General features: G+C 69.9%; 9 protein-coding genes and 2 pseudogenes. All 11 read left to right on the top strand.

What is annotated here, in order from left to right; translation table 11 throughout:
* Positions 1–494 (top strand): ABC transporter permease (locus QZ500_RS19450; RefSeq protein WP_295857759.1); only part of this gene is annotated, 494 nt, incomplete at its 5' end.
* Positions 495–550: 56 nt separating this feature from the next.
* On the top strand, positions 551–1,399 hold the full coding sequence (locus QZ500_RS19445) for a 3-hydroxybutyryl-CoA dehydrogenase (RefSeq protein WP_295857757.1): 849 nt from the start codon (positions 551–553) through the stop codon (positions 1,397–1,399).
* 159 nt (positions 1,400–1,558) lie between these two features.
* Positions 1,559–3,196: a histidine kinase famiy protein gene (locus QZ500_RS19440; RefSeq protein WP_295857755.1), complete on the top strand. Its 1,638-nt coding sequence runs from the start codon at positions 1,559–1,561 to the stop codon at positions 3,194–3,196.
* 103 nt (positions 3,197–3,299) lie between these two features.
* Positions 3,300–3,734: pseudogene (locus QZ500_RS19435) on the top strand (MarR family transcriptional regulator); the annotation flags it as partial.
* A 92-nt stretch (positions 3,735–3,826) separates the two neighbouring features.
* Positions 3,827–4,255: an organic hydroperoxide resistance protein gene (locus QZ500_RS19430; protein WP_295857753.1), complete on the top strand. Its 429-nt coding sequence runs from the start codon at positions 3,827–3,829 to the stop codon at positions 4,253–4,255.
* 40 nt (positions 4,256–4,295) lie between these two features.
* Positions 4,296–5,372: a serine/threonine protein kinase gene (locus QZ500_RS19425; protein WP_295857751.1), complete on the top strand. Its 1,077-nt coding sequence runs from the start codon at positions 4,296–4,298 to the stop codon at positions 5,370–5,372.
* Positions 5,369–6,652 carry a GGDEF domain-containing protein gene (locus QZ500_RS19420; RefSeq protein ID WP_295857749.1) on the top strand — a complete coding sequence of 428 codons (1,284 nt, stop codon included), beginning with the start codon at positions 5,369–5,371 and terminating at the stop codon, positions 6,650–6,652. The genes QZ500_RS19425 and QZ500_RS19420 overlap by 4 nt, the downstream gene beginning before the upstream one ends.
* A gap of 60 nt (positions 6,653–6,712) precedes the next feature.
* Complete coding sequence (gene lysM / locus QZ500_RS19415) at positions 6,713–7,216, top strand: peptidoglycan-binding protein LysM (protein WP_295857747.1); 504 nt, start codon at positions 6,713–6,715, stop codon at positions 7,214–7,216.
* A gap of 158 nt (positions 7,217–7,374) precedes the next feature.
* The gene (locus tag QZ500_RS19410; protein WP_295857746.1) at positions 7,375–7,968 is read left to right on the top strand and encodes a DUF3455 domain-containing protein; all 594 of its coding nucleotides are present in this window, start codon (positions 7,375–7,377) and stop codon (positions 7,966–7,968) included.
* A 251-nt stretch (positions 7,969–8,219) separates the two neighbouring features.
* Positions 8,220–8,786 carry a sigma-70 family RNA polymerase sigma factor gene (locus QZ500_RS19405; RefSeq protein ID WP_295857744.1) on the top strand — a complete coding sequence of 189 codons (567 nt, stop codon included), beginning with the start codon at positions 8,220–8,222 and terminating at the stop codon, positions 8,784–8,786.
* Positions 8,783–9,315 (top strand): annotated as a pseudogene (locus QZ500_RS19400) (hypothetical protein); the annotation flags it as partial. The gene QZ500_RS19405 and the pseudogene QZ500_RS19400, both read left to right, overlap by 4 nt.

Genomic DNA, 9,315 nt, shown 5'->3' with positions numbered 1-9,315 from the left:
CCTGGGACGGCATCATGAACGCGCCGGTCGGGCTCGACGACATCCTGTTCGCCGAGATGCTGTGGGCCGCATTCAAGGCGTTCTTCACGGTGTGCGCGATCCTGCTGGTGATGCTCGCGCTGCAGATCAGCCACAGCCCGAAGCTCGCGGTGGCGCTGGTGGTGCTGGCCGCGACCGGCGTGGTGTTCGCGTGCATCGCGCTGATCTTCAACGCGCTGGCCAAGGGCTACGACTTCTTCACCTACTACTTCACGCTGTTCATGACGCCGATGATGTTCCTCTCGGGCGTCTTCTTCCCGCTGGAGCAGCTGCCGCGCGCGGTGCAGGCCGTGGCCGCCTGGCTGCCGCTGGCCAACGCGGTCGCGCTGGTGCGGCCGCTGTTCATGGACCGCTGGCCGGAAGACGCGCTGCGGCACGTGACGGTCCTCGCCGCCTATGCGGTGGTCGCCTTCTGGATCGCGCTGGCGCTGACGCGCCGGCGCTTCCGCGGCTGACCGGCTCGCTTTTTTCTTCTTCCTTCACGCATCCACGACACACAGGAGTACAGGCAATGGATATTCGGACCGTTGGCATCATCGGCGCGGGCACCATGGGCAACGGCATCGCGCAGGCCTGCGCGGTGGCGGGCCTCGACGTGGTGATGGTCGACATCTCCGACGCCGCGGTGCAGAAAGGCCTGGCGACCGTCGCCGGCAGCCTGGACCGGCTGATCAAGAAGGAGAAGCTCACCGCGGCCGACAAGGACGCCGCACTGGCGCGTATCGCCACCGCCACCGACTATGCGGCGCTGCAGGCCGCACAGCTGGTGATCGAGGCGGCGACCGAGAACCACGAACTCAAGCTGAAGATCTTGCGCCAGGCCGACGCGCTGCTCGCGCCCGAGGCGATCCTCGCGTCCAACACCTCGTCGATCTCGATCACCAAGCTCGCCGCCGCCACGCAACGGCCGGACCGCTTCGTCGGCATGCACTTCTTCAACCCGGTGCCGATGATGGCGCTGGTCGAGGTGATCCGCGGCCTGCAGACCAGCGATGCGACGCACGACGCGGTCAAGGCGCTGGCCGAGCGGCTGGGCAAATCGCCGATCTCGGTGAAGAACGCGCCGGGCTTCGTGGTCAACCGCATCCTGGTGCCGATGATCAACGAGGCCTTCTTCGTGCTGGCCGAGGGCGTGGCCACCGCCGAGGACATCGACACCGGCATGAAGCTCGGGACCAACCAGCCGATCGGGCCGCTCGCACTCGCGGACCTGATCGGGCTGGACGTGTGCCTCGCGGTGATGGAGGTGTACCTGCAGGAATTCGGCGATTCCAAGTACCGGCCCTGTCCGCTGCTGAAGGAATACGTGGCCGCCGGTCGCCTCGGCCGCAAGACCGGCCAGGGCGTGTACGCCTACTGATCTGCGCCGACGGGGCCATGTCGAAAGCCCCGGCGGTAGCGGCCGCCCGGCGATACGGCATGTCGTCCTACACACGGGGCGCCGATCCGGGGGCGCTCCGATCGTCGCGCTGGGCTAACCTCATCCGCTAAATCCTGCCCAGCCTTGACACCACCCAGAATGGACATCCAGGAAAAGCCGCACATCCCGGGCCGCAGCCCCGAGGTTTCCGACGCTGCGGCCATGCCGTCGTCGCTACAGGAGCCCCGCGACGACATGTTCTTCGCCGCGATCGAGACCACCCGCATGCCGATGCTGGTCACCGATCCGCGCCAGCACGACAACCCGATCGTCTTCGCCAACCGCGCCTTCACCTCCATGACCGGCTACGGCGTGGAGGAACTGCTCGGCCAGAACTGCCGCTTCCTGCAGGGCGCCGAGACCGACCGCACCACCGTCGCCGCGATCCGCGAGGCGATTTCCGAGCGGCGCGAGATCACGGTCGAGATCCTCAACTACCGCAAGGACGGCTCGACCTTCTGGAATGCGCTGTTCGTCTCGCCGGTCTACAACCACCGACGCGAGCTGGTCTATTTCTTTGCCTCGCAGCTCGACGTGAGCCGCCGGCGCGACGCCGAAGCCGCCCTGTCGCACGCCCAACGAATGGAATCGCTCGGCCAGCTCACCGGCGGCATCTCGCACGACTTCAACAACCTGCTGCAGGTGATGTCGGGCCACGTGGACATGCTGCAGGCCCGCATCGCCCGCGACAGCCTGACCAACGAGGTGGCGCAGCGCTCGCTCGGCCACATCCGCACCGCGATCGGCAAGGCGTCGAGCCTGACGCAGCAACTGCTGTCTTTCTCGCGCAAGCAGCGGCTCGACGGCCGCACCGTCAACCTCAACAAGCTGATCGAGAGCCTGTCGAGCATGGTGGACCGGGCGCTCGGCGACAACGTGCAGATCAGCACCGTGCTGGCGCCGGACCTGGAGAACTGCAAGCTCGACACCACGCAGCTGGAGCTGGCCCTGCTCAACATCCTGGTGAATGCGCGCGACGCCATGCCCGACGGCGGCAGCGTGGTGATCAAGACGCACAACCAGTACATCGGACCGGAGGACGTGACCAGCTTCTCCGGCCTGCAGCCCGGCCATTACGTCGCGATCTCGGTCACCGACACCGGCTGCGGCATTCCCCCGGAGATGATCTCGCGGGTGATGGAGCCGTTCTTCAGCACCAAGGAGGAGGGCAAGGGTACTGGGCTCGGCCTGTCGATGGTGCACGGTTTTGCCAAGCAGTCCGGCGGCGCTGCGACCATCTATTCGGAAGTCGATCTCGGCACCACGGTGCGGCTCTATTTCCCGGTGTCGAAGGACGGCGTCAAGCGGGACACACCCGACAACGTCCGGCCCCGCGAGCGCGGCGGCAGCGAGACCATCCTGGTGGTGGACGACCGGCCCGAGGTGGCCGAACTGGCCCGCGACATGCTTGAAGGGCTCGGCTACCAGGTGCACATGGCGCACACCGGCCAGCAGGCGCTGTCGGTGCTGGACCATCTGCTGCCCGAACAGGCGCCGCAGTTGCTGTTCTCCGACGTGATCATGCCGGGCGGCATGAACGGCTTCGCGCTCGCCCGCGAAGTGCAACGCCGCGTGCCGGGCATCCACGTGCTACTGACGACCGGCTACGCGGCCAACGAGCTCGAACTAGAAACCACCAAGGACTCGGCCTTCGACGTACTGAAGAAGCCTTACCGCCTCGGCGACCTCGCCCGCAAGGTCCGGATGGTGCTGGACGGCGTCACCGGCGCCGCCTGACGCTCGGACCCGCGGCGAGCGAGTGCGCCGCGGTGCCCCTCCGACCGACCGGGACTTGCATAAATAATTGCACGCAATTTAATTGCGACATAGAATTCAGCCCATGCCCAACGTGACCACCGATCTGCAGCAGCTCGACCACCAGGTCTGCTTCGCGCTGTATTCGGCATCGCTGGCGATGACCAAGCTCTACAAGCCGCTGCTCGATCCGCTCGGGCTGACCTATCCGCAGTACCTGGCGTTGCTGGTGCTGTGGCAGGAAGACGGCCTCACCGTCTCGGGGCTTGGCGAACGCCTGCGGCTGGATTCCGGCACGCTCACGCCGCTGCTCAAGCGGCTCGAAGCGGCCGGCCTGCTGCGCCGCGAGCGCGATGCCGAGGACGAGCGCCGGGTCCGCATGTACCTCACGCCCGCCGGCCGGGCGCTGCAGGCCGAGGCCGCCACCGTACCGCCCTGCGTGGTGCAGGCAACCGCCTGCAGCGTGCCCGAACTGCTTGCGCTGACCGAAGAACTCGGCCGGCTGCGCGACCGCGTCGCCGCAGCGACGGCGGCCGCGGCTTTCCTTTCCCCTGCTGCGCCGGCATCCGCCGGCACGGCGTCTCTCCCCCTGTCCCCGAAGAAGGAACGACCATGACCACGAAGCTCGACAAAGTTCTGTACACCGCCCACGCCACTTCCACCGGCGGCCGCGACGGCAAGGCCAAAAGCTCCGACGGCCTGCTGGACGTGAAGCTGGCACCGCCGAAGGAACTCGGCGGCGCCGGCGGCGCGACCAACCCCGAGCAGCTGTTCGCCGCCGGCTACTCGGCCTGTTTCCTGGGCGCGCTGAAGCACGTCGCCGGCGCCGAGAAGATCGCGATCCCGGCCGACGCCTCGATCGACGCCTCGGTCGGCATCGGCCCGATCCCCGCCGGCTTCGGCATCGAGGCCGCGCTGACGATCCACCTGCCGGGCATGGACCGCGCCACCGCCGAGAAGCTGGTCGAGAAGGCCCACCAGGTCTGCCCGTACTCCAACGCGACCCGCGGCAACATCGAGGTGACCCTCACCGTCGCCTGACGGACCGCCGCGGCGGGGCGGGGCCCACGACAATCGCCCGATGCCCGACACCCCGCCGCCTCCCGCCTTCCATCCCTACGCCACGCTCGGCCCCGACACGGTGCTCGACGCGCTGGCGTCGGTCGGCCTGCACGGCGACGGCCGGCTCACCGCCCTTTCCTCCTACGAGAACCGCGTCTACCAGGTGCGACTGGAAGACGGCTCGCTCGTGGTCGCCAAGTTCTACCGCCCCGGCCGCTGGACCGATGCCCAGATCGCCGAGGAACACGCCTTCGCCGCCGAACTCGCCGCGGCCGAGGTGCCGATGGTCGCACCCCTCGCGATCGACGGCCGCACCCTGCACCGCCATGCCGGCTTCGCCTTCAGCGTCAGCCCCAACCGCGGCGGCCGGGCGCCCGACCTCGACGACTTCGAGACGCTGGAATGGACCGGCCGCTTCATCGCCCGGCTGCACACCGTCGGCGCCGCCCGGCCGTTCGCCGCGCGCCCGGCGCTCGACCTGCAGACCTTCGCGCTGGAGCCGCGCGACTGGCTGCAGTCGCACGACTTCATCCCGCTCGACGTGCGCGGCGACTGGGACCGTGCCTGCGCCGTCGCTATCGAATCCATAGCTGCCAGCGCCCTCGGCACCTGCGCTGCAGCCGTTTTCGACGACGAAAACGATCCCTATGCCGACGGACCGCCGGACGGTCCGCTGCCGATGGCCGCGATCCGGCTGCACGGCGACTGTCACCCCGGCAACATCCTCTGGACACCGGCGGAACTGCCCGGCGGCGGGCCGCACTTCGTGGACCTGGACGATGCCCGCAGCGGCCCGGCGGTGCAGGACCTGTGGATGCTGCTGTCGGGCGACCGCGGCCAGCGCACCCGGCAGCTCGCCGCGCTGGTCGACGGCTACGAGGAAGTCCGCCGCTTCGACCGCCGCGAACTCGCGCTGATCGAGCCGCTGCGCACGCTGCGGTTGATCCACTACAGCGCGTGGCTCGCGCGGCGCTGGGACGACCCGACCTTCGCCCGCAACTTCCCCTGGTTCGGCAGCAGCGACTACTGGCGCGGCCAGGTCCGCATGCTGGAGGAGCAGACCGAGGCGATGGCCGAGGAGCCGCTGGTCGTGTGAACACGCTGCCCGCCGTCCAGCACGCGTTTCCCCACCTGCCGCCCCCGGGGGCGCAGGCGGACACGTTGCGCGCGCAGATCGCAACGGCATTGACCGACCGCTGGCGGGCGCCGATGCCGGTGTCGCTTCGGTCGGCCTACTACCGTCAGCAGCTGGAGCAGCAGCGGTCCTTCCTGGTGCTGATGGTGCTGCTCGGCCAGGGCGCCTTCCTGCTGCTCTGGACCGCCGACCTGGCCCTGCTGCCGGACGTGGCCGTGCGCTCCGCGATCTACCGCGCCGTGTTCGTGCTGACGATGGCGCCGCTGGGGCTGTGGATGCTGCGGCGTGCCGGGCAGCCGCTTCGGGCCGACGCGGTGCTGCAGGTATCGGTGGTCCTGGCTGCCGTGCTGAGTTTCGACCTCTCCACGCGCAGCACCAGCGGTTACGGCAGCTTCTACCTGTACGCCAGCCCGGTGTTCCTGATGCTGTGCAACGTCGGGGCCCGGCTGGTCTGGCGCAGCGGCGCGCTGTCCGCGCTGGCGATCACGGCGGTCATGGCCGAGCCCGCCTGGCGGCTCCATCAGCAGGATCCCCGGCTCTTCGCGCTGCTGTGCGTGGCCTACCTGCCGATGCTCGGCTTCAGCTTGGCGGTGAGCTGGCACACGACCCTGGAGGCGCGCCGGGCGTACCTGCTGTCGGTGCTGGACTGGTACAACCGCGTCGCCCTCGCCGATGCGCACGAGCAGGTGCGGCTGCTGTCGCGCACCGACCCGCTGACCCGCATCCTCAACCGCCGCGGATTCGAGGAACGGCTGGCCGAACTGCAGACGCTCGGCGGCTTCGCGCTGTTCATCGTCGACGTGGACCACTTCAAGGCCTACAACGACCACTACGGCCATCCGGCCGGCGACGACTGCCTGTGCCGCATCGCCGCGCTGCTGCGGGACGGTGCCGAATGCCAGGGCGGTCTCGCCTACCGCTATGGCGGCGAGGAATTTGCGCTGCTGCTGCCGGACTGCGACGCCGACCGTGCACGGCAGGTCGCCGACGGCCTGGCCGCCGCCGTCGAGCAGGCCGCCCTCGCGCATGCCCGGCGGCCCGACGGACTGCAGATGGTGACGGTCTCGATCGGCGCCGCCGCGAGCGGCCCGCCGGAAGCCGACGGCACCGGCACCGGCACCGACGCCCTCGTCGGCCGCGCCGACACGATGCTCTACGCCGCCAAGAGTGCCGGCCGCAACCGCGCCCGCATCGCACCGCCGGCCGCACTGCTGGCGCCCGGCGCCGTTCACAACCTCTGACATCCGGCTGCACGGGGCTCGCTAGATTGAAAGACCCTCTTTCCGCAGACAAGGACATCCATGGGTCTCATCAGCTTCATCAAGGACGCCGGCGAAAAACTGTTCGGCCACGGCACGGCGGCGGCCGCCCCGGCGCCGTCCGCACCCGCGGTACCTGCCGCATCGGTCGGCGACCTGAACGCCAAGGCCGGCGCCGCCATCAAGACCTATATCGAAGCGCAGAAGCTCGGCATCACCGGCCTGGACGTCACCTACGACGGCGCCTCCACCACCGTCACGCTGAAGGGCCAGGCGCCCACGCAGGAAGCCAGCGAAAAGGCGGCCCTGGCCGCCGGCAACGTCAGCAGCGTCACCCAGGTGGACAACCAACTGTCGGTCGCCGCGCCGGCCGATGCCTCGCAGTACCACGACGTGGTCAAGGGCGACACCCTGTCGGCCATCGCCAAGAAGTACTACGGCGATGCCAACAAGTACCCGAAGATCTTCGAGGCCAACAAGCCGATGCTGAGCGACCCGGACAAGATCTACCCGGGCCAGAAGCTGCGCATTCCGCCGGCCGGCTGATCCGCCCATTCCGTGCGCCCGAGCCGTCCGCGTCCTGTGCCGGACGGTTTTTTTTCGGCAGGGTGCATCCGAATGCACCGCCCGCGGGTAGTACCTGCAGCGGCACGGAGCGTCCGTGCTGCGCACCAATCCCTTTTTTTGTCACTCAGGAGAAGACCATGTCCAAGACTTTCGTTCCTTCCCGCACCCTGGCCCTCGCAGGCGCCGCGTCCGCCGCCGTCCTGCTGACGGCATGCGGCAGCATGTCCTCCTCTGCACCCATGGGCTCGGCGATGACCGTCGCGCCGTTCTCGCAGGCCAGCCTGCCCGCCGCGGTGCAGGTACCCGCCGGCAACCGCGTCGCCCTGGAAACCGTGGGCAGCGGCGACATCACCTACGAATGCCGCGACAAGGCCGGCATGCCCGGCCAGACGGAATGGGTGTTCGTCGGCCCCGAGGCAGTGCTGAAGGACCGTGCCGGCCGGACCGTCGGCCGCTACTACGGCCCGCCCGCCACCTGGGAATCGTCCGACGGCTCCAAGCTGACCGCCACCCAGGTCGCGGTCGCCCCGGCCGGCACCGGCAACCTGCCGTACCAGCTGGTCAAGGCCAATCCGGCGATGGGCAGCGGTGCGATGACCGGGGTGACCTACATCCAGCGCGTCGCCCTGCAGGGCGGCGTGGCGCCGACCAGCGCCTGCATGCCCGCCAACAAGGGGCAGAAGGCCACGGTGAAGTATCAGGCCGACTACATCTTCTGGAAGGCGGCTTAAAAGGCCCATTCCCGCGCGGCGGCGCTTGGCCATCGCCCAAGGCGGTCGCTGTTCGGCCCGTCCCTGTGTGCGCAGGCAGACAGTGGGCCGCGGTCCTCACTCCCCCTTTTTTCCTTGCTTCCGGGGAAGGGGATGCACCCGGCGGACCGGCGGAGCCAGATCCGCGGGTGCCCTGGCAGGCCGGGCGGGGTTCGCCGGCTGGCGTAGCGCGACTACCATCGCTACTCCATTCGCCCGACCTGCCCGCGACCTTGCTTTCCGACGACGCCTCCTTCGACTACGACGCGGCCCTTGCCGCCTGCGCCCGCGGCGATGCGGATGCGCTGCAGCGGCTCTATCGGCAGGAAAGCCGGCGGCTGCTCGGCGTAGCATTGCGCATCGTGCGCCGCCACGAGCAGGCCGAGGACGTGCTGCACGACGCCTTCGTCAGCATCTGGAACCGGGCCGCGACCTTCGACCCGTCGCGCGGTGCAGCCCGCGGCTGGATCTACAGCGTGGTGCGCCACGCGGCGCTGAACATGGTGCGCGACGGCGCCCGCGAGGTCGCAGTGGACGACGACACCACGGCGGCGATCGACGACGCCGCCGCGCTCGACACCCACCGTGCGGAGGCCGATCCGTTCGAGCGGCACGCCGACCTGGGCCGTCTGGAACAGTGCCTCGGCCAGCTGCCCACCGCCCGGCGCGACTGCATCCTCTACGCCTATGTGGACGGTTGCTCCCACGGCGAGATCGCGGCCCGCACCGGCACGCCGCTCGGCACGGTCAAGGCCTGGATCCAGCGCAGCCTGCAGGCGCTGAGAGGATGCATGGCATGAACCGCGACGACGATCACGACGCCCTCCCCGCGATGGACGACGACGAAACCCTCGCCGGCGAATACGTGCTGGGCACGCTGCCGGCAGCCGGCCGCCGCGCGGTCGAGGCCCGGCTGCCGCACGACGCGGCCCTGCGCGCCGCGGTCGATGCCTGGGAGGCACGGCTCGCGCCGCTGGCCGGGCTGGCGCCGCCGGCAGAACCGTCGGACCGCCTCTGGCCGCGCATCGCGCGCAGCGTGGACCGCCAGGCGGCGGTGCACCGTGCCTACGCGCCCGCCGTGCCGGTGATCGACGCACCCGCGGCGCTCCCCGCCGCGAGCCCGTCACACGCGCACCGGGCGCGCCGGCCGGCCGGCGGCTGGTGGCAGTCGCTCGCGCTCTGGCGCGGACTGACCGCCGGCGGTTTCGCCGCCGCAGCGGTCCTCGCGGCCGTCCTCGTCGGCCGCGAAGCGGCGCCGCCCGCCACGACGCAGTACCTGGTGGTGCTGGTCGCGCCGCAGGACCAGGCGCCCGGCTGGGTGGTGCAGGC

It is taken from the genome of uncultured Xylophilus sp. (genome assembly GCA_913776965.1).
Lineage (GTDB): Bacteria > Pseudomonadota > Gammaproteobacteria > Burkholderiales > Burkholderiaceae_C > Xylophilus.
The sequence above is the reverse complement of the archived record's forward strand: the minus strand, read 5'-3'. Positions and strand labels throughout refer to the sequence as shown.

Coding starts and splice junctions, on each gene's coding strand:
- lysM (WP_295857747.1), top strand. CDS start 6,713: ATGGGTCTCATCAGCTTCATCAAGGACGCCGGCGAAAAACTGTTCGGC.
- QZ500_RS19425 (WP_295857751.1), top strand. CDS start 4,296: ATGCCCGACACCCCGCCGCCTCCCGCCTTCCATCCCTACGCCACGCTC.
- QZ500_RS19445 (WP_295857757.1), top strand. CDS start 551: ATGGATATTCGGACCGTTGGCATCATCGGCGCGGGCACCATGGGCAAC.
- QZ500_RS19410 (WP_295857746.1), top strand. CDS start 7,375: ATGTCCAAGACTTTCGTTCCTTCCCGCACCCTGGCCCTCGCAGGCGCC.
- QZ500_RS19440 (WP_295857755.1), top strand. CDS start 1,559: ATGGACATCCAGGAAAAGCCGCACATCCCGGGCCGCAGCCCCGAGGTT.
- QZ500_RS19430 (WP_295857753.1), top strand. CDS start 3,827: ATGACCACGAAGCTCGACAAAGTTCTGTACACCGCCCACGCCACTTCC.